This is a genomic window from Pseudomonas sp. PGPR40 (genome assembly GCF_022014505.1).
Classification (GTDB): Bacteria; Pseudomonadota; Gammaproteobacteria; order Pseudomonadales; family Pseudomonadaceae; genus Aquipseudomonas.
Window position 1 is genome coordinate 57,181 of the sequence record NZ_JAKLSP010000003.1, and the last position, 22,080, is coordinate 79,260.

General features: G+C 56.8%; 16 protein-coding genes and 2 pseudogenes. 6 read left to right on the forward strand and 12 right to left on the reverse strand.

All coding sequences use genetic code 11. From position 1 onward, the window contains the following. Positions 1-22: 22 nt before the first annotated feature. From MEB48_RS04145 to zapE, 3 genes are all read right to left on the reverse strand, one after another. Entirely contained in the window at positions 23-514 is a 492-nt protein-coding gene (locus MEB48_RS04145) for a GNAT family N-acetyltransferase (protein WP_237882159.1), read from the reverse strand. Positions 515-629: 115 nt separating this feature from the next. Then, positions 630-1,211, reverse strand: a complete 582-nt coding sequence (locus MEB48_RS04150; protein WP_237882161.1) for a DinB family protein — start codon at positions 1,209-1,211, stop codon at positions 630-632. 18 nt (positions 1,212-1,229) lie between these two features. After that, entirely contained in the window at positions 1,230-2,348 is a 1,119-nt protein-coding gene (gene zapE, locus MEB48_RS04155; protein ID WP_237882163.1) for a cell division protein ZapE, read from the reverse strand. 38 nt (positions 2,349-2,386) lie between these two features. Here zapE and MEB48_RS04160 point away from each other — a divergent pair. Next, positions 2,387-2,482: pseudogene (locus MEB48_RS04160) on the forward strand (metal ABC transporter ATP-binding protein); the annotation flags it as partial. A 20-nt stretch (positions 2,483-2,502) separates the two neighbouring features. Here the strand turns inward: MEB48_RS04160 and MEB48_RS04165 are convergent. Next, the gene (locus tag MEB48_RS04165; RefSeq protein WP_237882164.1) at positions 2,503-2,844 is read right to left on the reverse strand and encodes a nuclear transport factor 2 family protein; all 342 of its coding nucleotides are present in this window, start codon (positions 2,842-2,844) and stop codon (positions 2,503-2,505) included. 52 nt (positions 2,845-2,896) lie between these two features. Further along, positions 2,897-3,613, reverse strand: coding sequence for a helix-turn-helix transcriptional regulator (locus MEB48_RS04170; protein WP_237882166.1), 717 nt, complete (start codon positions 3,611-3,613; stop codon positions 2,897-2,899). A 224-nt stretch (positions 3,614-3,837) separates the two neighbouring features. Here MEB48_RS04170 and MEB48_RS04175 point away from each other — a divergent pair. Next, positions 3,838-3,972: pseudogene (locus MEB48_RS04175) on the forward strand (LysR family transcriptional regulator); the annotation flags it as partial. 255 nt (positions 3,973-4,227) lie between these two features. Further along, on the forward strand, positions 4,228-4,695 hold the full coding sequence (locus MEB48_RS04180; protein WP_237882168.1) for an LEA type 2 family protein: 468 nt from the start codon (positions 4,228-4,230) through the stop codon (positions 4,693-4,695). A 3-nt stretch (positions 4,696-4,698) separates the two neighbouring features. Here the strand turns inward: MEB48_RS04180 and MEB48_RS04185 are convergent, their stop codons facing one another. Next, complete coding sequence (locus MEB48_RS04185) at positions 4,699-6,276, reverse strand: alkaline phosphatase D family protein (protein WP_237882170.1); 1,578 nt, start codon at positions 6,274-6,276, stop codon at positions 4,699-4,701. Between the two features lie 67 nt (positions 6,277-6,343). Then, a complete protein-coding gene (locus tag MEB48_RS04190; protein WP_237882172.1) occupies positions 6,344-7,267 on the reverse strand; it encodes a carbon-nitrogen hydrolase family protein in 924 nt (307 codons plus the stop codon). Between the two features lie 677 nt (positions 7,268-7,944). On the opposite strand from MEB48_RS04190, the gene MEB48_RS04195 reads away from it, so the two are divergent. Then, a complete protein-coding gene (locus MEB48_RS04195; protein WP_330932692.1) occupies positions 7,945-8,169 on the forward strand; it encodes a BPSL0761 family protein in 225 nt (74 codons plus the stop codon). A 118-nt stretch (positions 8,170-8,287) separates the two neighbouring features. Then, positions 8,288-8,764 carry an antitoxin Xre/MbcA/ParS toxin-binding domain-containing protein gene (locus tag MEB48_RS04200; RefSeq protein ID WP_237882176.1) on the forward strand — a complete coding sequence of 159 codons (477 nt, stop codon included), beginning with the start codon at positions 8,288-8,290 and terminating at the stop codon, positions 8,762-8,764. A gap of 165 nt (positions 8,765-8,929) precedes the next feature. Here MEB48_RS04200 and MEB48_RS04205 read toward each other — a convergent pair whose 3' ends face one another. The 5 genes from MEB48_RS04205 to MEB48_RS04225 all read right to left on the reverse strand — a co-directional run bounded on the left by MEB48_RS04205 (position 8,930) and on the right by MEB48_RS04225 (position 21,024). After that, complete coding sequence (locus MEB48_RS04205) at positions 8,930-9,742, reverse strand: inositol monophosphatase family protein (RefSeq protein WP_237882178.1); 813 nt, start codon at positions 9,740-9,742, stop codon at positions 8,930-8,932. A gap of 1,240 nt (positions 9,743-10,982) precedes the next feature. Continuing rightward, positions 10,983-15,488, reverse strand: a complete 4,506-nt coding sequence (locus MEB48_RS04210) for a sacsin N-terminal ATP-binding-like domain-containing protein (protein ID WP_237882180.1) — start codon at positions 15,486-15,488, stop codon at positions 10,983-10,985. A 399-nt stretch (positions 15,489-15,887) separates the two neighbouring features. Further along, positions 15,888-17,126, reverse strand: coding sequence for a hypothetical protein (locus MEB48_RS04215; protein ID WP_237882182.1), 1,239 nt, complete (start codon positions 17,124-17,126; stop codon positions 15,888-15,890). Between the two features lie 251 nt (positions 17,127-17,377). Further along, positions 17,378-19,135: a UvrD-helicase domain-containing protein gene (locus MEB48_RS04220; protein ID WP_237882184.1), complete on the reverse strand. Its 1,758-nt coding sequence runs from the start codon at positions 19,133-19,135 to the stop codon at positions 17,378-17,380. After that, positions 19,135-21,024: an ATP-dependent nuclease gene (locus MEB48_RS04225; RefSeq protein WP_237882186.1), complete on the reverse strand. Its 1,890-nt coding sequence runs from the start codon at positions 21,022-21,024 to the stop codon at positions 19,135-19,137. The genes MEB48_RS04220 and MEB48_RS04225 overlap by 1 nt, the downstream gene beginning before the upstream one ends. Before the next feature lie 548 nt (positions 21,025-21,572). Here MEB48_RS04225 and MEB48_RS04230 point away from each other — a divergent pair. Continuing rightward, positions 21,573-22,055, forward strand: a complete 483-nt coding sequence (locus tag MEB48_RS04230; RefSeq protein WP_237882188.1) for a GNAT family N-acetyltransferase — start codon at positions 21,573-21,575, stop codon at positions 22,053-22,055. Positions 22,056-22,080: the final 25 nt, after the last annotated feature.

A 22,080-nucleotide genomic window follows, 5' to 3' on the forward strand; every position in this document is an offset into this window, starting at 1 on the left:
CAGGTTCCGCACCATCCGGCGATTAAAGCGCCTTGGTCCAGAACAGCATCCGCCCGTGCGCCGGGTCGAACATGCCTGGCGAAAATCCGAATTTGCCGTAGGCCCCCTGAGCCACCGCATTGCCTTCCAGTACTTCCAGGGTAATTTTGCAGCAACCACGCTGGCGCGCGATGTCCTCGACTTTGTGCAGCATCTTCTGGCTCAGCCCCAACCCGCGAAACTTTGACACCACCGCCACGTCATGCACGTTGACCAGCGGCCGGCAGGCGAAGGTCGAAAAACCTTCAAAGCAGTTGACCAGCCCTGCCGGCTCGCCGCCGACAAACGCCAGTACGCTGAAGGCATGGGGACGTTTGGCCAGTTCGCCCGGCAGTTGTTGCAACCTATCGGCGGGTAACGAGTGACCGCCGCCCATCGGGTCTTCGGCGTAGTGATTCAATACAAGACAAATAGCCTCGGCATGCACCGGGTTGGTGTAGCTGGCCTGAAGCACAAGAATTTCTGCGGATTCCATTTCCACCCTCAATCACACACGTTGCCCCAGGTCGCCTCTTGCGCACTGAAAGGTCCAGCGACCTTATCGCGAGTGCCGGGGTGCCGACAACCGGATCCTGTTGTGATCGTTTCTCTCAAACGCCCCAGATCAATGCCTCGGTCCATCCCAACTCGGCAAAATCCTCGGCCCTCAATGCTGCCTCACCGGCACAAAAGAATTCGTCCAGTTGCGGCGGCGTGACCGAGGTGCCACTGAGCATGGCGTGAACCTGCCCGCGATGATGAATCTGATGCTCGAACAAATGCGACAACAGGCGCAATCGGCTGTCATGTTGCGGGGTGTCGCGCGCGATGGTCACGATCCGTCCGAGGTCTGCGTCGCGTAATTGCTCGCAATAGGCGATCAGTCGACGGTCCACCAGGGCTTGCTCGCGCTTGAGATCGACGCCGTGGGTGAACGGTTCGTCTTCGTTGAAAAACACGTAGCAATCGGGATGCGGTTCGTCACCGCGCAACTCCCGCTCCAGTGCATCCACATAGAACCAGTCGCAGGTCAGGATGTGGTTGAGGGTTGCGCTGAGGCTGGGGAAGAAACTGACTCGCGGTGCCGCCAGCTCGGCCTGGCTTAGTTGAAGCCAGGCCTTGGCCAGTCGGTGATTGGCCCAAGCGTTCTGATAGGCCATGGTCAGCAAGTGGTGGGACAAGGGCTGATTCATGTTCGCGCCTCCCGGATATCAAGCCTCGGCGAAACGTTTTAGTTGCATTTCCTGAAGACGACTAAGGGTGCGGCGAAATGGAAACTCCAGATAGCCCTCGGTATACAACGCCTCCATTGACACCTGCGCTTCGAGGTACAGCGGCACCTTGCGATCGTAACATTCGTCCACCAGAGCGATGAACCGGCGCACGCCGTCGTCATGCACCGACAACTGCGGCAACTGGCGATCGCCCGCCTCTACCCGCTCGACACCGTCTTCAGTGCCGCGGGCGATGCGCCCTTCGCGTTTTTGCGCGCTGAGGTTGGGCACGTCGCTCAATAGGATAGCGTTGAAGGTGTCGCACAGTGCCATGAAGTCCATGGCGGCAAACGGCTGCTCGCAGAGTTCGGCATAACGACACCAAAGCACGGTTTGACTGGCCTGCATGACATTGACCGAACGGTAGCCGATCTTGACCGGATCGCCGGACAGCGACTGGCCGACGGTCAAGGCCTTGAACACTTCGCCCAGAGCACCGGGCTGACCCGGTACGTTCACCCAGTAACGCTGCAGACCGGCGCCAGGGTGCAGGCGATGATCTTCCCCGCCATCCACCGCAATCACCTGCATATGTTGCTTGATGGCGGTAATGGCCGGCACGAACCGGTCCCGGTTGAAGCCATCCGCGTACAGTTGATCCGGCGGCTGATTAGAGGTGCAGACCACCACCACGCCCTGCTCGAACATCACCTGAAACAAACGCCCGAGAATGATCGCGTCACCGATGTCGTTGACGAACAGTTCATCGAAACACAGCACCCGCACTTCCTGGCTCAGTTCGCGGGCCAGCGCCTTCAACGGGTCGGCGGTGCCGGTCAATTGAAAGGAGCGCTGATGGACCCAGCCCATGAAATGATGAAAGTGCTGACGCCGGGCCGGGACCCGCAGATTTTGGTAGAACTGATCCATCAACCAGGTCTTGCCCCGCCCGACCGGACCCCAGAGGTACACACCGGTGATCGGCCTGTGGTCTTCATGCAAGGCTTCGTGGCATTTTTGCAGCGCCCACACGGCGTGTTCCTGAGCTTCGTCCTGGACGAAGCCCTTCTGTTCGATGGCGTGTTGCCAGGCGCTTAAGGGGGAGTCGACATTCATGCGCGGCAGTATATAGCAGCTAGCGAAGCTCAACCCCTGTGGGAGCGGGCTTGCTCGCGAAGGCGTCGGGTCAGCCAACATCAATATTGAATGACACACCGCTTTCGCGAGCAAGCCCGCTCCCACAGGTTTCGTGCCGCTACACCGCACCGGGTTACAGCGAGATATCCAGCCGCGCAATCTTGCCCTGCTCATTGAGGCGGAACATGTAGCGCAGTTCCAGCGGGCTGCCGGGAAACGAGCCGGAGATCAAGTTGTGCACCAGTACTTTGCCGGTGCGCAATTGAACGTCAAGTACCTCGACCCGTGGCTGATAACGTTGGGCGGTGTCTTGCATCCATTGGGCGATGGCTTGCGTGCCGACCTGATGCTGCCCCTCATCGAACACGTTGGCATCCTCAGCGAAAAAACTGGCAACCCTCGACGTATCGCGGGCATTGGCAGCGGCAATGTAGGCGGCGATGGCGGGGGCCAGTGAAGAGGCTGGACTGGACATGTTTACGGCTCCTTGTGAGTTGATTCTGGAGCCATGCTAAAACAAGCCTGTGTCAGTTCTTGTCAGGAGTGAAACGCCCTGCTTCGTCGAGTTGCATCTGCTTGCGCCAGGTGCGCAACAGGTCGCTGCGCCGCCCCGGATAACGTTCGCCCTGCTCACTGGCAGCCGAGATCCGGTCGGTGCGAAAGGTGCGATAGGCACTGCGCAATTCACACCAGGCAACGATGATCCGCACCTCATTGAGGAAACCCAGAGCCAGCGGCCAGATCAGCCGCTGACTGGGCACCTGTTTGGCATCGGCGTAATCGATGTGCAGCTTGGCCTGATCGTGGATGGCTTGGCGAAACACGTTCAAAGGCACGGCATTTTGCGGATAGCCGTAACCCGGCGGGCCCGGCAGCACCGTCGGGTTGCGCAAGGCCTCTTGAGCCGCGGGGTCGAGTACCGCGGCGATTTTTGCCAGGGCATCGGCCGCGGCTTTGCCCAAGACCTCATCGCCACGCTGATCCACGTAGCGCAATCCGAGCACGATGGCTTCGGTTTCATCGGCATTGAGCATCAAGGGTGGCAGAAACAGACCGCTGCGCAATACGTAGCCAATCCCCGCCTCGCCAAAGATCGGCGCGCCGAGCGCGGTGAGTTCCGCGATGTCGCGGTACAGCGTGCGTTCGGAAATCTCCAGTTCGCTGGCCAATGTCGCGGCAGTCACCGGACGACTTTTGCCCCGCAGCACTTGTAACAAAGTCAATAGACGGCTGGTTCGCGACACGGTCGGCAGGCTCTTTCCTGAAAAGTTGTCGGAGATTAGCAGAGGCTGTTGTCAGAAACTGGCAGGAGTCATTCGCCAATCTGAAAAGCTTCGCGGACAAGCCTCGCTCCTACAGGATTGTGGCGATCCCGCAGGAACCAGACCCGCGAATGCGGACGATGGAGATCCTGTAGGAGCGAGGCTTGCCCGCGAAGGCGTCATACCAGACACCACACATCAGGACGCTGCGCGCCGTGCGTCAGGGCGATATGAGTTTCGAGGTGGCGTTCCATCTGGCCCGCCATCGCGCGCAGGTGCCGGGGGATGCGCAGAAGGCGTTTGCAGAAGATTTACTGGCGGCGTTTGCGACGCCCGTTTGATCTCCTCCGCACTTGTGGCGAGGGGGCTTGCCCTAATGCCAGTCAGTTAAGCGCCCTCCTGTAGGAGCGAGCTTGCTCCGGGCGGCGTTCCGACGAAAGCGGTATATCAGGCGATATCAACGTTGACTGTACTGTCGTCTTCGCGAGCAAGCTCGCTCCTACAGGGTTCCGGGCACGACCATCTTCTAATCGCCGACCACCGTCAGCGCGTTGTGCGCTATCGTGCTGAATAACTTCCTGTTCGAGAGCCTGTCCATGCGCAGATTGTTTGTCCTGTCCCTCCTGTTGCTCTCCTTGAGCGCCTGCGCCCTGTTCCCTGATCGCGACCCGCTGAACATCAACGTGGTCGGTATCGAGCCGCTGCCAAGCCAGGAACTGGAAGTGCGTTTTGCGGTAAAACTGCGTGTGCAAAACCCCAATGAAACGGCGATCGACTACAACGGCGTGGCCCTGGATCTGGAGGTGAATGGTCAATCCCTCGCCTCCGGTGTCAGCAACCAATCGGGCTCGATTCCACGTTTTTCCGAAGCGGTCATCGTCGTGCCGGTGAGCGTTTCGGCCTTCTCGGTGCTGCGTCAGACCCTCGGGCTGGGTCAAACGTACACATTGAACAATCTGCCGTATGTGCTTCGAGGCAAACTGGCCGGCGGCGTACTAGGCACGATGCGTTTCGTTGATCGCGGCAAGCTCAGCCTGCCGCGGCCAACCACCGGCACGTGGTAACGCTCACGGCTCGGCCCGTGGTTTAACGGGATCGATCACCTGGGTCACGCAATGTTTGAGACCTTCTACGTGCCAGTTGGCCCATAGCCGACTTCTGCCGGTGCTGTCTTCATCCGGCTCTATCGCCAGCCAGTTCCGAGCGGCGATCAGGTAACGTCCCCGCGCACCGATGGGCAACAGGGTTCCGGTGATGGCGTAGTCGATCTGTTCCTGGTGCTTGCCAATGGACTCCAGAAACTGCACCGCCAATACCGGCGGTGAAGGGTGCACGACCCCGGTCGAGATCAATTGGTAGATCAATCCTGAACCATCGTTGCGATGACGGGACAACGTCGATTCGATCACGCAAGCCCCTGCCACATGAACATCACCGGACACCAGCGTGACCTTGCAGGATTCGGCATGGGCGAAATCCAGCAATCGCATGATCAACCGCTTGCGTTCGTCTCGATGGGGCAGGCTTCGCCAATGGTCGCGCAAATCGTCCTCGAGTTCCTGTTGCCCGGAAATCAGATCCAGCGCCTTTTCGGCCGCCTGCAAATCCAGGTAACCCACGGGAATACTCGACATCAGCAACAGGTGCTTATGCCCCTTGACCTTACTCAGCCAGGCATAAATCGCATCCCAACTGACGGGCGAAATGATCCGGGTTTGCCGAGCCGGCGGGGTCGTCAAATCCGGCGCACGTTCGCTGCGCAAATCGGGAACCAACAATGCCAATTCGCCCAGCCCGGAAAACCCCAGATGAAAGCCGTCAGCGGTGTCGGGAATCGCACAGGGATGAGTATCAGCGGACGGTTTGAGGTGCGGATGAGTCTGGATCAGTTGCTGCTGGAAAATCCTGAAATAGCGTTTGGCCGTGGCAAACAGTCCCTGGAACACCGGGCTTGAATGCAATATCTCATCGTAGGAACCCCAGCCATCGATGATGTCATGGTCATCCCACATCATCACCGTCGGAACGGCGCTGAGCAGCTTCGCGACCTCGGGCTGTTTCCAATGCTCCAGGTAGAGTCTGGTGAAGAACTTGTCCAGATCGGCTTCGATCACCCTGCTGTAAACCGCCTTTCGACGGTCGGCGAAGGTTTTGGCAAACCAGGTTTTCATCGACGACACATTGCTGCGCATATCGTCGCTGTAAACCTGATCGCCCCCCATTAACAACAGATGATAGGGCTTGCTTTGATGAGCGCCCCACATGTGCTCCCAGCGCTCGTTGTTCCGGTCCACCTTCTCCATGTCCTTGGGGTCCGAGAAACCGTTGCACGACACATAGGCCATGCGCGGCGACTGGCCCTCGGGCGGAACGACGAAGTTGGCCTGCGCGTCCTCTATCTTGATCGTGTAAGTGCTGGCAACAGCCTGATCTTGCAGTGCTTTGAAATCGATGCGCCAGACGCGGTACTGAGGTTTGAGCAACGGGATATCAGCGGTGGCCAGCGGTTTCTCGGCAGTGACACCGCCGGGTACTTTTACGCTGGGCGATGATGCGCCCAAGGGTAAAACCACCAGAGCAGACACGTTATAAACATTACCGTTGATGCCACGAAACTGCAGAATCGGGCCGAGTAACAAACTCATGGACAGTCCATCCGTTGACAGGGGTGTGATCGCCTAGAGACTAGACGACAATCACGCCCCCAACGGTTTATGCATTGAACCGCACCCCCGGTTTGGCTCGCTCATCCACCGTCAACTCAAACACGTCCGGGCGCGCGTAGTGCCCGACCACGTCGTAGTCGTAACGGGCGCGGATCAGGTCGTCGGTGTCAATTTCGGCGGTCAGCAACCCCGCCTCGTCACGCAGCGGCCCGGCGAGAATATCGCCCATTAGCCCGACAATTATGCTGCCGCCGGCAATCAACGGACGCTCCGCCGGCCAGTTGGCGATTTCCACGCCCAAGGCTTGCGGTGAGGCCTGGACCTGACAGGCGCTGACCACAAAACAGCGTCCTTCATGGGCGATGTGACGCATGGTGACCTGCCACATTTCCCGCTCGTCCACGGTCGGCGCGCACCAGACCTCCACGCCTTTGGCGTACATCGCGGTGCGCAGCAGCGGCATCATGTTTTCCCAGCACACCACCGCGCCGATCCGCCCGACCTGGCTGTCGATCACCGGCAAGGTCGAGCCATCGCCCTTGCCCCAGATCAGCCGTTCGGTGCCGGTGGGCATCAGTTTGCGATGTTTGCCGACCAGCCCGGCCTGTGGATCGAAATACAGCGCGGTGCAGTACAAGGTGCTGCCCGCTCGTTCGATCACGCCGATCACTAGGTTGGCGCCCGTGCGTGAAGACAATCCGGCCAAGGCATCAGTTTCGACACCGGGCACGTCGATGGCATTGTCGAAATACCGCGCAAACGCTTCACGACCTTCTGGCAGTCGATAACCCAATTGCGTGCCAAAGCCCTCGCCTTTGGGGTAGCCACCGAGCAACGCCTCCGGCATGACCACCAGTGCGGCGCCGGATTCGATAATAGCGGTTTCCCAGGAGAGGATCTGATCGAGGGTATCGGCCTTGCCGCCGGGCAAGGCGCCGATTTGCAGGGCAGCAACAATGGACTTGGGCATCGCGGTAACTCCATCAGGAATGAGGTGTTGCTCATTCTCCGGCGTCACCGGATCATGAATAAAGCCCGACTCACTGCTGAATGATATGAACCAAATGAATATCGCCACCGTCGACCCGCACCGACAGAAATCTTAGACTATTTGGCGGTTTTATAGCGTCCAAAATCCCACTAGGTCAGAAAGCGTGGACTTCTCGTCGCCCTAGGACGGAATTCATGTAATTTCCGTAGGATGCGTCACAAAAGGTGGACTTTTAATCGTGAGATTTGCAACTTGGTTCCCCCGCGCCGACGTAATTCTTGGAATAAACGGCTCTTTTTCAGCAAAAAAAATTGCTGCCGACGCAATTCATGGCGTTTGAATCGTCCTACGACACAATAATTGGAAAGTCTGTCGTCTAGAGATGGAGTCTGATGACAGACCTGTATTTTCTGCGACTCCAGAACTCCGAACTAAAAAATTGAAAACTAGAGAACTAATTTCATGAAAAATCGGTGGCCGTATTCTCGAGAAACATTAGTTGCGCTTGTTCTGTCATTTGTCGGTTTGGTCTCGCAAGCCAAGTACACCGACGTAGAATGAAAACATCCGGAGGAATACCAGCCAATGAGCGATGGACTTGAGGCTGCAGGCCACAGCAACTGTGCATACCGCCCTTGTGGAGATAAAAAATGACGATGCCAGAGGAGCGTTCGCGCGCGGTGGTGCAGACTCGCGATTTTTTAGTTGAGCTAAGCCGAGATAGCTCCCTTCCAGATCGAGTAAGGCGTGATGCCAAGTTTTTGTTACGGCACTTTCCAACGCGAGATGACGTGGCCTTGGCAGGACGCATAGAGGAACATAGCGACACTTTGCCTTTCGGAGCTTCGGGGCCCGTGTTCAGCTCTACAATTACGCGTTGAAAGTAGGCCCGAATTGGCACACGGTTTGTACTGAATGATTGGTTGGTGACGGTTCGCCGTCGCCTCCCTCCCTGCAGGTTCTCATCCAAATTTCCCGTTGCTGACCCATATTGAACCGATGAATACCCCAACGATTGCTCGGCGTCAGGTAAACAAGAAAGGCGAATTGCGTGACGCCGCGATCGCCGCATTCTGGGATTTCAGCGCCAATCGCGTTCTGCTGAAGGATTCCGAGCGACTGCTTCAGATCAAAGCAGGGTTTTCCGCTCAGCTTTTCCAAGTGGTTCGCATTGCTTTTGACCTTCATGGGCGTAGCTTAGAGATGCTCTTCAACGCGTCAATCTCCACGTTCAAGCGACGTAGCCGTGAACAAAGGCCCCTCAACTCCGTCGCTTCAGAACGGCTAGATCGAGTTGCCGTGGTTTGCCATTTGGCTGAACAGGTGTTCCAAAACAGAAATATGGCCGCATGCTGGATGTCGAAACCAAACAAAGCCCTCGGCGGAGATACGCCAGTACTGCTCTGTGGAACTGAGATTGGAGGCAAGCAGGTTCGTCGGGTACTTCAAGCGCTGGAATGGGGAGGTCCTGCCTAGATTTAAAATTCGGAGCGTAAGCGTTCCGCTAATCGACGCCTGGGTTTTAGGAAATTTCATTCGAGAGGTTTTCGGTCGGGCGCTTGCGGACTGTGTACAGTTGAATCGGTCAAGTACAAGCGATACCAGTTGCTCGAATAAGTTGGGCAGCGGGTTGGTTGCGGATTAAGTGAAAATAAGATCCCATTCACGAGCCAGCAAGACGCGGCACGCTGCCACTGAACCACCGAAGCAGCGTTGTGAAACCGTTTGCATATTGGCTTCGGTAACGTAGGTAATCACTTCGCCTCGCTCATCAAATAAAACGCCGCCCGCTCCTATCAAAAGTGCGTGGCCCGCGACAACGTCATGTGCAGAAACCGGATAAAGAGAGATGCCACAGACCCCCTCCCCGGCGGCGACTTTGGCGAGCCTGTAGGCAATGGATGGCATTGCTACAAAAGTGCTGGGTTGGCAGAGCTTGCTATTAAGTTCAGGCTTATTGATTGCAGCGGCACTGACCATCACGAACTCGTCGCTCGACAACGTTTTGGTAGTAAGCCGTGACGTGACCGACTGTCCATTGCGGTTCACCTCGGCCATCCCTTCTGCCCAAGCAATGCAATCAGGCGTTCCCTCAACGGTGACGGGGGCATACACCACACCTAATACCGGCGACTGTTTGTGCAATAGACCGATGGAAAGGGCTGAGCCTTTGAGCCCCTTGAGAAAATCTGCGGTCCCATCGTTCGGGTCAACGACCCAGCACCATGGATGGCCCGTCAGAAGATGTCCGGTCTCTTCTCCCCAGAAGTCGCATGGAAGAAGCTTCAGCAGGTGCTGATGTAAGAACTGTTCGATTTCTTCGTCTACGGCGGCCTTGTCACCTTGACCCCGAGGTCCGTCAACTCTCGCCCACTCGGCAATCAGTAGCTGGCCGGCACGAATAACGACCTCAATGGTCTGAGTGAGCAGTTGCTCAAGGTTGGGGTTTTGCACGAAATGGGAAGCCCTATGGTTGGGTGAGGTAATGCGATGGTCCTCGACTATAAGGCGACGCGAATCGCCCTTCAGTCGTCTAATAAGCTGTCAGCCAAACTGGCAACATCTTCTCAAAATCTGTGTGTGCCCTCCTGCCTCTTTCCGCAGAACTCGATGGCTTTGCCTTCAATCTACGCTTGCAATGACTGTTAATGGCTGATGAGCTTACGTGCAGCGGAAGGATTTCGCTGCCATTAGGACTCTGTCCGTTTTTGGGTTAAGGGTTGTAGAGTCAGGCTTTTCAAACTGTGCGCCCTGTTGCTTCGACCTGTAGTAGTAGGCAAGCCGCTTTCCCTTTCTGGGTGATGACGAACGTCTGCCCTTGCGCAACCAATACCAGCAGACGGCGCATACGGCGGCGAGCCTGGCTTTTACTGTAAGTGGTGCGCATGGCTGATACCCTAATAGAATAGCCTTCTATTCCATTCTGCTACCTCAGCGCACCGACGGCACCACCCAACACATGGGGGTCGACACAGCGCTCGCAGGTCGATAACACCTGAAATTCCAGGCGTTATCGAGATAAATCTGCGGTTGCGCCTAGAATCCTAGGAGCTCGCTCAATGAAGTGTTTGGTGGCAAGCGGGCTACCGCGTAGGCGGTTGGACAACCAGCAATGGATTCGGACGATCGTTGCAGAGAAACGAACGCTCTAGATCGCTGTTATGTCGACGGAAGCAGCGGCTGACCACCGCTATACCCTCACATTTTATTTCACATATTTTAAGACAACACCTCAGCAAATACATGGCTTGCAGACCAACGTGCCGCACATGTAAGACTCATACCCTTCACATTTTTTGGCGCGCCTCCCGAGCGTGTAAAACACTGTATGGCCACGCTAGCCGACGCCCACAGTAGGCTCAACACCTTCCAAATGCCCTACTTAGTAGTCGATCATCATGCGCCTGCAAAACGGCCAATCGGCCGGTGTCCGACGCGAACGATTGTAGGGCGGCGAGGCTGATGGGCCACCAGATCAGGTCGACCGTGCCAGCGAATGGATGCGCTCAGATCGTCGGACGGTGACAAAAAGAGCAACAAGCAGGTGCCTGATAGTCAAAAACGGTTACACACAGATGCAATATCCGATAACTGTCAGACCCGGATGTTGCATAACCCCCCTTTGACACGCAAGCTGGTGCCACCCCAGCGCCACGTATGAATTTCCGAGCCCCCCCCCGCTCTATTACATTCGTTATTCTTGGCCGCTGTCTTGGGGGGTGAGTCGGTAGGTGAGCGCCTTCGCCGCGCGCACGCCTGCGAACTGAACGGATGTGGTTGGCTGTAATTGGAGCTGGTCTAACGGATTGATGATTATTCGTACCTCGGGATCTCCTGCCCCTGCTTGAAGGTTGCCGATTACGACTAGAAAAAAGTTGGGAGTAGTCCGAGCCCTTTCGATCTGACTCGGTTCGAGTCGAATCACATCAGGGATGGCGTTGGCATGCACCTTGTATTCGTAAAAATTGTCGAGTTGGTCGATCGCATCTGCTCCAACATTGTGCTGATTGCGAATGTCGACGATCTCACTTTCATCGAGTCCAAGAACCAAGCGGCAAATCTCTGCGCCCAGGCTTTCCTGTTCCTCTTGTGTGTAGTTGCGCGGGGCCGGCCCAGCGCCTGGCAGCCGCTTCGCCTTGGGGTTGTTCATATCGACATCCTGCAGTTGCTTACCGCTCTTCGTCCCCTCCTTCGGTGGCACAGATTTTTTCGTGTGGGTTCCCACCAGAATCTCCCCTACGGGATTCGTCAGCCTCAGTTTCGAGAGGTCTACCAGGGTCTTCGGCGGCTGCCTGCGCGCGGAGCCCTCTTCCGGAGTGCCGGTTGGCCTGTCCCCCGGTTTGGTGCTCAACTTCTTTTGACGGCGTCGCGCCGATTCCTCTGACAGTTGCTGGAGCACGACGCTGCCGGCAACCTCGCGCTCGGCGCGGTCACGCTTCTGCTCAGCCTCCAGACTCGCGGCAGTCTTGATCGCCTCAGCCCGATGCCCCGCTTTTGCGGTGGCCCAAGCTGCCAGCCAATCGTGGGCCATCCGCCGCGTATCGCTGGCGAAGACCGTCGCGACTGCGTACGCACCGGAATCCGGATCGCCTATATCGTCCGGATCGGCGATGTAAAACGTTGCTGCGCTCATGTCGATCCAGGCTCGCGCCGCGAAGGACAAGACTTTGCTCGGGATGAGATCCTCCAGCGTGACACTTAGATCTCGCAGAACGCAGACGTTGAACCGCGATAGCGCCTCCCATGACACCCGAATGCTGGCTTCGCTGTCAGAATCGCTTAATGCCAGATCCTTGCGCAGGTTGGAAACCGCGCTGGAGAACATGCTAGTGAGTTCGGGGCTGTACTCAGCGTGTTCGGCCCCCTTGATCCGCGCCAGAGAGGTGTCGACGCGCGTGAGCCCGTAAGGTTCGACAAGTGAGTCGAGCTGCGCTAGAGCTCCACCCGGCGCCCAGATCGGGATTTGGCGTGACAATCCGCCAGCAATGAGCGGGTTTTCGATCGCGAAGACGGGGCGCATCGACATCCAGCGATCCCCCACCCACACCGGGCTTCGAGTTAACTTGCCTCGTTGATCGACCGGTGCCATGGCAAGAATGCGCAATGCTTCGAGCATCACAAGCAACTGCTCCTTGGTCAGGGTATTTCGCTTGGCTAATTTTCGGAGAATCACCTTCGCGTCCGTTGCGTCCGGGGGGCGGACGTCCAGCGCACTCCACAGTGGCTCCGTACCCTCGACAGCCGGAACGAATGGCTGCATGAGACCGAAAACAGCGCGCCCATTTCGAACAACTGACGGTCGCCGCCAGCCAACATTGGTGGAAATCAGCCCTTCCCCCCTCCCGAACTCCGAGCGTAGTGTGCCAAGACTCAATTGACCGGGGTGGCGCAGTGTCCCGCGACTGGGTATCTGGGTTGCGAGTGCACGGTACAGGGGGGCTGCATGGTCCGCGGCTGCGGTTGCATCCACAGGAAAGTCTTCCCGAATCGTGCGTAGTCTATGGAAAAGTTGCTCGGGCCGTGGGTCGCCCGCTACGCCCAGAACGGCAAGTACCTCCTGGAATGCAGCATTATCGAGCCCGCCATCGAGGTATGCGGCAGGGTTGTTCCCGAAGAACGCCTCAGTAACCTTCGTCCTGATCCGAAGCTGGTCAGGCTCAGTGGCGGCCCCGCTGGCTGAGGTGAGCCAAGGAATCGAAGCAGCGTTCGCTACCCACCATGCATCGACGAAGCCCCGCGGCTGCCAAGAATAGTAATCGTCGACGGCGCGTATCCTGGTGCAAGAAGCCAGACGGTCCCAGGCCCGATTGAGACTGTTCAGGATTGCGTTCGCGCGTCGGATTCTGTCACCAGTCTTCTTCTCGCACGCAATGTTAGAAAGCACTGCATCCAAGTCGGGCGACATTAGATCCGCCAACGTATATGTTGCCCCGATATCTTCCATCTGGGCATTGCGCCGTATTGGTGAGCCGGTCCGGTAGCGACTGACTCCCGGTTCGGTATTCGCGAAACGCAGATAATGCGCTGGGTGTTCGACCAGTCGTGGTGCAGTCTCAGCCCCCAGGTAGCGAAACAGACGCTGAGCTCCGATCCCTTCGCGACCAGACTCGGCGCGCAACTTCTCTGCATACCGGCTGTGAAGCCAGACCAAGCCAGGCGTCTTGCCTGCAGCCACACGCCATGAGTTCGCCTCGCGCTCAATGATGTAGGCCTCACTCGGCCTTGCCGTCGTGGGTATCGTCTTTCCGGTTGCGTCGTAGGTGACCGCAGCGAACCGGACCGCTTGACCAATACCGGCCCCCAACGTCTGTCGGTCTCCAACTGGCAGTTGCTCAAATGCCACACGTAGCGCGTCGGCCTGCTCGTCGGTCAGCGGCGTACTTAGTTCAACTCTATCGTTGCCAGCTTTTGCGAGCACTCGTAACGCAGCAACATCGGTTGCCTCCATGAGAAGGCGATCACTCCTTCGCAGCCAGTCTCCCACGCACTCGCATCCCGGTCGCATCCCATATACCGAGTGAAGCCGTTGACCGATGTCAAGAACGTCCCACAGGATGTTCGCCTTCTCGGGCAACAGCACTCCCAGCCCGACAGCATCCTCGGGGGTGACCCGGGCGGCGTCGTCCAAAACGAGGCATGGCAGTTTTTCGAGGTCTTTTGTCAGTCCGGTTTTTATAGCGATCGCGACGAGGTCCGCAGCGAACTCCGGGGTGCACGAGACGTCATCGAGCAACTTGAGAGCGTCGGCCACCTCTACGAGTTTCGGAGCCTGCGCTCCGATGTCGCGAAGTGCTTCAAGTGTCTCTCGCCAACGATTGTCGTCTGACCTGACCGCCGCGATAACGGTCCCGGGGGTGCCTGCGACGGATTGAACGTCATTAGGAGTCAGCACATGTTCGAGTTCCAGAGCCTCGTACGAGAGCTCATGGAGGTGATACCGCTGGTTCCCGTCCGGAAGTGTCACTTCCTTGGCGAAAGCTACACGCGCGCTTTTCATCAAATGACGATCGATTTCCGCCCGCAACTGCCCGGTGGTTTGCCCATCGTCGTCCAACTCGCTTTGCAGCGGAACCGCAGCCCATGCGGCAGCAGGGTTGCGCTTGAAGTGGTCAAGCATGGATTCCAGCCACAGGACACTGAGCGGTTCGACTAACGAGTGATTCCACGGATCGTCGGAGATGTCTCGCCGGCTGGTCAACGGGTCGAACTGGGCCATAAGTCGAAAAGGCAGACCGATGGGGCGTACCGGAAGGCCGACATGCAAATGTCCTGTGTCCGCGCCACCCACAGAGAACGCAACAGCAATAGGAGTGCACCGCGTCTGGGCCTTGCGTGCTCGAGTACGATCCGTATGCACTGGAACCGACCGTGAGTAGACCACCCATTCCCGAGAGTCGGAGGCCTTAGCACTGCGCCGAGTTATCTCACCGCTGGCGCACTTAATAAACTCGGGGGCGCAGCGATCCAAGTGAAGCTTGGCTAGTACCTCGCCGTCAGGACTGCGCATCACCACGGTGTTGAGAGCGGACAGGAAGACCAAACCAGCGTCACTCCAACGCGTCAACCAAGCGGTCACTATCGCCGCTGTAGACGCGTCGGACTCCAATGGGATCACGAACATCGTCATGGCATCCGCAGGCTCCTCACCTGGCCACGTTATGTTGCTCGATGCAACCGACAGATCGTTTGCTTCGTAGCGCACCCGGAAGTGGCCCTGATGAACCTCAAGGACGTCGGAAAGCGCATGGAGCATTTTCAGTCCGATTCCAAACCGACCCAACTGCTCAGGGTCGTCCACTTTTAGGCTCAGCCAAGGGATCGCTAGGGCCCAAACGTCGTGAAGAGTAAGACCGGCCCCGTTGTGCCGAAACATGAGGCACGACCCGGTCGCGTCAACCATAAACTCTGCGTACGTTGCACCGAGATCGTCGGCGTTCTGGATAAGTTCGGCGAGACCTTGCAGCCGGTCATCGCTGATGTGACCCGCACTCGACTCAGCATTGGCAAGCGCGTTTCGAATGCTCGCAGGCAGCGCCTTGAGTTTGGCCGAAAGTGCTTCGACACCAGCGTCTGCAGCCAGACCGTCTTGAGGAACAAGCGAAAAAGTGCGGGGCGTTGCGGGGTCGTGGTGAACGACTTCGTGGGCCTCCTTCTGAGCATCCAGCGCAGTAAAAAACCGCTGTTTCCGCCGTGTTGCCATTCAGTCCACCCAATCCATGTTTCTTCGCTGCCGCGACAGTTTCAACACTCGCATCTACCCCGGTACGGCGCGCCAAGGCGACCAGAACGCAGTTAAATCGCATGATCAACCATTTGGGAGGATGCGCTCAACTACGTAGGCTACCACTTGGGATAACCATAGGCTGTGAAAGAACGGTCCGGAGCCTAAACGCTGCGCTGATTCCCCTGACGCCCGGCCATCGCCATCACCACTATTACAAGCTTACCCAGCACGCCCTGCTGCGCTACTCCGACAGGGTGCAAGGAGCCATCAAAGCCCCACTGTTCTCAGCTTCTTGCTCGCATCCCCCTCCTCCCCATACCCTAAAGTATCGCGTCTGCCGTTGAGCCTCCGGCTTATATTGCGGAACGATTCAATTCACAACCAGCGCCCCTGCTCTTTCCGCACCAAAGCGTGCATGGCGTCAATGCTCAACGACAAGGCGGCAGCGCGACGCTTTGCAACGTGTGCAGGTGATAGGAAACACTTGGTGTTCTCGCTAGCGCTGGATAGACAGATGGCCTGGAAGCTCGCTTCATCAGCCCGCCCCGAGAGCATCCGACGGGTGCGGTCATCGAACAACATGAAGCGGATGGGATTCAAACGCAGTAACGCTCGCCACTTGGCATCCAACGAGACAAAAAACGGAATGTGAAATGCACCATAGCTATTTTGCGCGGCCATACGCTCCAGTAGTCGTAAGTGTGAGATATCCCAAGCCATTCCCTTTACTTTTTCAAGCATCGTGTGCGAACGACCAGTGACAGGTCCGAAAAAGGGGGCCGGCTGCTTGGTCGCTATCCCCTTCCAGATCAGACTCAAGTCGGACATCGGAATAAAACCTAGATCATTGACGCAGTAGTCGATCAGTTTTCCGAAAATCGTCTTCACATCTCGATTGGGAACATGCCAAAGCCCCGCCAGCCTCAGCAGCAAGGCCTCTGTCGCCAAGGCCGATGCCTCATGGCGCAAAAAATCTTCGTTCGTGTGAAGGTCGTAAATCAGCCGCACAGCCGCTGGGCGAAGCCCCTCCTTCAAGGCGTCGATCGATTCACCATGGAAGTGCAGCTCCTCCGTATCTCGGTAGCGCTCCCAATCGAGATAGTCCAAAGTGCGGAACGCGACGAGCGTGTCGATCGGTCGCTCGTTACTGGTGTCATCTCGTGTCAGTCGGACATTTTCATAGAGAAACGGCAAGATATCGAATTGAACCCGCGGATTGTTCGCCTTCAACATGAGAACGCTTTTGACCCGCGCAAGATCCTGATCTCCAGAGGTCGTCTGCTGATTGATCAGCCGCCTTAATCTCTCAGCGAAGTTCGAATCGAAACTGAGCGAGTAATCAAGCAAAAGTTCGGAGCGACCAGCCTGCAGCGCTCCCTGCACAGCCGTCTCCGCTGAGACAAAGAAGGCCCTAGGCCCCTGAATAACCGGTATTATAAATTCATTGCCATCCACGCCAAGGCCAAGACTCAGGTCTATTCCACCTGGCTGATCCGTACTGACCAGGCTCCGCAGCGCTGCGCACTCAGCAGCGCGCTCATCAAGCAACTGCCAAGCCTCCTCATGATTAAACACTGCCGCTCGATACAACTCATCGATTACTGCCGGCTGCACGCGCTTCCTCCTTGATACCACCCACCCCTGGAACGCCCTCAGTCAGCTTTAAGGGCCAATAGGCATCTGCTGAGACTTAATTGTTGAGCGCCGAGAGCCTCAGCGCAATTGCCGATGCACCATGCTGACGCCTGCTCAGCTATCCAAAACTTGCTCGCTTGCAAGGTTGATGACGGAGTTCAAAGTTACAGCACAACTCGCTTCGTCGCGAACGAGGTTCGCAAGGAGAGCTGCATTTTTTTGCTGCTGGATTATCGCTGGGCTATTTCAAACCCCAGCCGTTGAAGCGTGGTGCGCTCTGCGGCCTTCAACTTCTTGACCGCCCAGACCAGGAGATTTTTGGGCCTTGAACTCGCGACATAGGCGAGCCTTGCCGCTTCCAAGTTCTTGTCACCAATCCAATCCGCCCAATGTGACTGATCCCCTCGCCTGGAAGCTGAAACCAGCATTGTCGCTTCGTGGGTTTCTCCCTTGATCTGATGAATCGTCGCCAGTCGGATGCGGCTCTGGTGCAACGCCACCAACGAAAGTCTCTGAGTGACAAGTTGCTCACCGAGTCCCGCCGGTGAGCGCAAACCAAGTTCTGCCAATGGTGCAATTGCCACAGCGATATCTGCGATGACAAAGGCCTGCATTGGCAGCTCATTAAGACGGGCCTTGGCCACTCTGCACCACCCCCTCCAGTGTTGCCCTGCGATAGAGGCGCCCGTGGTCGTGACAAATGCCAACGCCTGATGGAGAAACAATCGCCACTCGAGCTCGGACTCGACATCCACAGGGCAGTGGAAGGAATTGGGTTTTGCCGAATAGTCCAACTTGCTTGCCAGCCACCCTCCAAACAGCGCGAGCGACTTCTGGATAGCGAACGCCGAATCATTGCCCGCCAAGGCGCACGCCAGTGCCAAGCGCTCGGTATCGTTCAGATCGTTGGCGCCACTGCAAAACCGGTTCAGCGTCGAGTGACCACGCGAGACGATCACCCGGTTCGCGTAGCTGTCACTGAGGCTCATGAACAGAGGCATCGCTTCAGAGGGACAGTCGTCATACTCGACAATCACAGGCGCAGTAGGCTGAATCGCTGGATTGCCGTGGATTTTGTTCCCCGGCACCAGTTCGGAGCACAGGTCGACAATTGCCTGCGAACTGCGAAAATTCTGACGCAGCTGCATACCGGTGAATCTATGATCGCGGATGAAACACATGACACGTGCAGGATCCGCATGGCGAAATCCGTAAATCGACTGATTGAGATCCCCCACGACATGCATTTTCACGCCCAGCCTGAGCAAGCCCTCCAGGACGTTCAATTGCTCCACCGAAAGATCCTGACATTCATCGATTACCAGAAATGGATAACGCAGGGCTAGTCGCGTGCAAAAGGCTGACAACTTTGCCTCCTGCAGGATCTGGATCGCGAGATGCTCGACATCCCGGTAGGTGGCAAAACCTGACGCTTTGAAACGCGTCTTGGCGTCCCTGAGGTCGCGCAGTTGCCAATCGGCCAAGACCACGGCGTTCAGCTTGCGGTCCAGTCCAGGTTCACCCGTTCGGAAGACAAATTTACCCGTAGCCAGATCAAAGTCGTATTGGTTGGCAGGAACACGGATGTGTTCTAGGGCGTATTTTGTTTTGAAGAACACCGTTGACGCAGTGTCGACCAGCCTCAACCGGAAATCGCCGTCCTTGCCGGCATAGCCGGTGAGCGTGTGGGCTACGGGCGCCACGAGACAATTGAGGATGAAGCTGTCAATCGTCGACACCCAGTGCGGATAAGCCACCGGAGCCCGCCGTTGGTGGGCAATCAGCCGGGTTTTCAGTTCATTGGCGGCGCTGTTTGCAAATGACAGCAGCGCAATCCCCCCCGGATACCCTCGCCAATCCTCAATCTCACGGGCCACTTTGGCGGCGATGACCTCAGTTTTTCCGCTTCCCGGACAGGCCTCCAAGTAAATATTTTCGTCGATGGAGGACCCCAAATACTCGCGCTGCTCTTCGCTGGGAAAGGTCATTAAAGTGGCTTCTCAGCAATACCGCATGCCCAGAGGATCGCCTGTTTGATGTAATGCGGTACCGCAAAGGCGCAATCGTTTTGCTCGAGCTTGTCGGCCATTAGTTGCGCGTACAGGCCCTTACCCATGCTATTGGAGTCAATGCGCTCGAGAAGTTCGTAGGCATACTCGGCCTTCTGCGATTCAGACAGGGCACCAAAGTCGGCCTCGAGCATGATCTTGAACGATGCCTTGACCGGGCCGTCTGTGGGCCAGTTCTCATACGCTACTCGCAGCATGACTTGCAGATTGTCCGCCGTCATCGCCAGGTCATACTCAAAGGTTTTCAGCTCGCCACTAAACAACCGCCCATATTGGGACATCGCAATGTTGGGGGTCAGGGCCAGCGCAGGGTTGGTCCCAACGGCCAGATTCCCTAGATACGGTTTGAAGACCACTTCGACAAGCTGCTCCTGCACCAACACCTTCTGGTTTTTGGCCGGGTCCTTGTCGGTGAGACCTGCGCAGGGAATGGGCAGGTTACGGCTACGCAACTGCCCCTCGACCTCACAAAACAGTTGCATGAAATGGGCGAAATAGATGCCATTTAGATTGATTACTGACACCCCGTAGTCATCTAGGGTGTTCAAACCTTTGCCGCGGTCCGCGAGGACGATTTTCGCCAGCTCCGGCAGCGCAATGGCCTCCGCCACTCCTTCGACCAGAATGACGCCTCTGGAAAAAAGTAGGTTTGACTTGGTCACGTCCAGCCACCGGTCGATAAAACGGCGACTAGGTTCCGACAGGCCGCAAAAGCGCGCAGGAACGGCCAGCGGTTCCGCTCCGCCGTTGATGTGGATGATGTTGTTGATTGAAACGGCCGACGAAATCACCGTGGAATGGGTGGTGATCACCACCTGAATATTCTTGTTCAGGGCCACCTCCTGCAGGTGCTTTAACAGCCTGATCTGAAGTTGCGGATGCAGATGCGCTTCCGGCTCCTCAATCAGCAGCAACTTATGCAGCGTGCGCTCCTCCGGGCCCTCGCCATCCTCAACGATCAACTCGGCGAGGATGGAGGCGATGTAGAGCAGATTGTTGTAGCCCAGACTGTTCTCATCCAGCGAGCGGAACTGCGACAATTCGGCAGGTGATCCATTAGGAAAATAGAGCAAACGCAAGCCTTCGACGATCCTGGTGAAGTTGGATTCCGAAAACTGAATCGTCGTGTTTTGCGACAGCCTTTCTCCGAGGGCCGCACGCAGGCTACTGGAAATCAGTGCATTCGCCCGTTTAATGTCCTGTTCAGCGGCCAACTGGGAATTGAAGTCGGCGACTTTCACTTCTAGCGGATGTAACGTTCCGTTCTTGGCGCACGCCTGTAACTGATCCTTGCACAACGCCTTCATCAGCTTGGATAGCCTTGACTGCCGTCCCTCCCGCAACTTCTGCTCCGCATCGCGCAACGGGGGCAAATAGATGCAGTGAATCAGATCCAACGTCTGTTGATTGAGTACCCCGGTCCTGATGGCGCCGCCCCAGAGATCCTGACTGTAGCGGCCGCGTACTTCCCGGTTCAACACGCTCAGATTGAGCACCGCTTCGTCCTGCCCACCACACCAGGAGTCAAGCGCTACTTTCTCGAACACGCTTAGATCACCAAAAATCGCCTTGATGGCGAAACTGGAGGCAGGCACCGCGTCAAGCTCGAACGACTTGTGGAAGTCGCGCTCGTTGACCGAACGTTTTCCCGACTCCGAATCTTGAAAAAGCTGACGCAACGCGTTGATCACGCCCGTTTTGCCCGCGCCGTTCTCCCCGACCAACACGTTCAGCCCCGCATGAAACTCAACGGTAAAGCGCCTGCCGAAGCTCTTGAAGCCCTCAATCTCTACCTGTCTCAAGTACATTAAATCTCATCCTTTCCATTTAACGTTTAGCGACTTCGCTTGCCCGCCCGCCCGGGGCTGACCAATGTCGCCAAATGGCAAAGGGATGTCCATAGGACATTAGCTGCCAAGTAAAAATGCCCACCAGCTAATTCAATAGCAGTCGTGGTTCGCATGAGTTTTCACTACGATTGGAGTTCTTTTCATAAAGAATGGAATCAGCCGACCATCCGTGTCGCGAAAACCTTAAACGCCAGCATGGGCGCCGTTTGTGAAAGGTTTGATGTCGTGATGTCGCGCCATTGTTAGAAGAATTTCCGCGGTGCGGCGCTGAGCAGCCGCACTCCCAAACACACCTCCTGCTCGGCGACACTCTGGCCCCGCAGTTGTATCGATCATGATAAACAACGGTCAATAGCTACCCTCGGAAACTGGCGGCTTTCGGCCAGCTTCAGCCCTTCGCGACAGACTGCAATCGGCCAGAAGTAGCATTGGAATATCCTCCCTGCCATGAGACAAAGACCGGGAGCTCTGCGAACCACCCACACAATCAAGGAGAGCTGCACATCATGGACGAAGCCATTACTTACCGAATCGCAACGGTAGAAGATGCATTTAGCATTTGTGAGTTGGGACAATTGCTTAACGCGGTGCATCACGCTGCCCGTCCCGATATTTACGCGGCTGCCACCCAAGACTTCGCGCGCGACCTTCCTCACTGGTCAGGTATTTTCGAGAAACCGGGTCAGGTTGTATTCATCGCGAATGTCGGTCACCAAGCCGCGGCCTTCATTACTGCCAGCCTGTCGGCAAGCTCCGGGCCGCTGATGCAACCGCTGAATGTTGTTCGCATCGGATCGGTATGTGTTGCCGAGCAATTTTGGGGGAAAGGTATTGGACGTAGGCTTATTCAACTCGTTAAAAACTGGGCAATCGAAAATGACGCTCAGGACTTGAGGTTGTCTGTCTGGCCGTTCAATGCACGTGCTGCTCGCATGTACACAGAGTTCGGGTTTGAGACACGTGCTTTCGAGATGGGAATGCGTCTGTGAAGGCGATTCCCCTAAAGGTGAAAAG

What these genes read in the sequence shown, in the direction of transcription:
- MEB48_RS04200 (WP_237882176.1), top strand. Translation starts at nt 8,288, where the DNA reads ATGAATACCCCAACGATTGCTCGGCGTCAGGTAAACAAGAAAGGCGAA.
- MEB48_RS04190 (WP_237882172.1), bottom strand. Translation starts at nt 7,267, where the DNA reads ATGCCCAAGTCCATTGTTGCTGCCCTGCAAATCGGCGCCTTGCCCGGC.
- MEB48_RS04220 (WP_237882184.1), bottom strand. Translation starts at nt 19,135, where the DNA reads ATGACCTTTCCCAGCGAAGAGCAGCGCGAGTATTTGGGGTCCTCCATC.
- MEB48_RS04145 (WP_237882159.1), bottom strand. Translation starts at nt 514, where the DNA reads ATGGAATCCGCAGAAATTCTTGTGCTTCAGGCCAGCTACACCAACCCG.
- MEB48_RS04210 (WP_237882180.1), bottom strand. Translation starts at nt 15,488, where the DNA reads ATGGCAACACGGCGGAAACAGCGGTTTTTTACTGCGCTGGATGCTCAG.
- MEB48_RS04150 (WP_237882161.1), bottom strand. Translation starts at nt 1,211, where the DNA reads ATGAATCAGCCCTTGTCCCACCACTTGCTGACCATGGCCTATCAGAAC.
- zapE (WP_237882163.1), bottom strand. Translation starts at nt 2,348, where the DNA reads ATGAATGTCGACTCCCCCTTAAGCGCCTGGCAACACGCCATCGAACAG.
- MEB48_RS04195 (WP_330932692.1), top strand. Translation starts at nt 7,945, where the DNA reads ATGCCAGAGGAGCGTTCGCGCGCGGTGGTGCAGACTCGCGATTTTTTA.
- MEB48_RS04165 (WP_237882164.1), bottom strand. Translation starts at nt 2,844, where the DNA reads ATGTCCAGTCCAGCCTCTTCACTGGCCCCCGCCATCGCCGCCTACATT.
- MEB48_RS04230 (WP_237882188.1), top strand. Translation starts at nt 21,573, where the DNA reads ATGGACGAAGCCATTACTTACCGAATCGCAACGGTAGAAGATGCATTT.
- MEB48_RS04185 (WP_237882170.1), bottom strand. Translation starts at nt 6,276, where the DNA reads ATGAGTTTGTTACTCGGCCCGATTCTGCAGTTTCGTGGCATCAACGGT.
- MEB48_RS04225 (WP_237882186.1), bottom strand. Translation starts at nt 21,024, where the DNA reads ATGTACTTGAGACAGGTAGAGATTGAGGGCTTCAAGAGCTTCGGCAGG.
- MEB48_RS04180 (WP_237882168.1), top strand. Translation starts at nt 4,228, where the DNA reads ATGCGCAGATTGTTTGTCCTGTCCCTCCTGTTGCTCTCCTTGAGCGCC.